Source organism: Nocardioides sp. CPCC 206348 (genome assembly GCF_048654705.1).
Classification (GTDB): Bacteria; Actinomycetota; Actinomycetes; order Propionibacteriales; family Nocardioidaceae; genus Nocardioides.
On record NZ_JBMCZA010000195.1, the window covers coordinates 84,888 to 85,690 of the forward strand.

At 68.5% G+C, this 803-nt stretch carries 2 protein-coding genes; one reads left to right on the forward strand and one right to left on the reverse strand.

Annotated elements, in window-relative coordinates:
• Nucleotides 1–321 (reverse strand): YciI family protein (locus ACOADB_RS18115; RefSeq protein WP_378601509.1); only part of this gene is annotated, 321 nt, incomplete at its 3' end.
• 150 nt (nt 322–471) lie between these two features.
• On the opposite strand from ACOADB_RS18115, the gene ACOADB_RS18120 reads away from it, so the two are divergent.
• A partial coding sequence (locus ACOADB_RS18120) for a hypothetical protein (protein WP_378601512.1) occupies nt 472–803 on the forward strand: 332 nt, incomplete at its 3' end.

Sequence of the window (803 nt, forward strand, 5' to 3'; positions counted from 1 at the left end):
CTTGCCCTGGCATGCCTTCGAGCCCGCGGCGGCGTACTTCAGCGCGGCGTCCAGGTCGGGCACGTCGATGATCCAGAAGCCACCGATGTGCTCCTTGGTCTCCAGGTAGGGGCCGTCGGCGAACACCGGGGCGTCACCCGAGGCGTCGACGACGGTCGCCGTCTCCGCACCCTCGAGCCCACCGCCGAACACCCACACCCCGTCGGCCTCGAGCTGCTTGTTGAACCTGTCCACGGCCTCGAACATCACGGGCCACTGGTCCTCGGGGACCTTGGCGTACTCCTCTTCGCTGCCGTGGACGGACATGAGGTACTGCGTCATCGCGAACTCCTTGAGCCGGTGTGTCCAGGGCGGCCCGATGACCGCCTCTCACCCTCACCACGAAGGGGGTGGTGCCGATACGACACCCTGCCACGAAACTTTTCAACGCGATTCGATGACAGCGGGCGGCGACGGGAGGACGCTCGGCTTGTGTTCAACAAGCTGAAGCAGATCGGGCAGGCCCTCAGCCCCGACGCCATCAGGCAGGGACTCGCCGCCAGCCGCGAGGCCATGGCCAACGGCGGGCGCCTCACGCCCGAACAGCTGGCCGCGCTGCCGCCCGAACAACGGGCGCAGTACGAAGAGGCGATGGCACGGGCCCAGCAGTCGGTGGACGACACGATCGCCAACGAGCGTGCCCGACGCGTCCTGCTCGGCCCGGCCGGCGACTACCACTACGGGCCGATGCCCGACCGCGAGCAGATGACGTCGACCGACATCGGCGCACACATCGCGCAGGCCAGGGACGGCTTCAAGCAGGC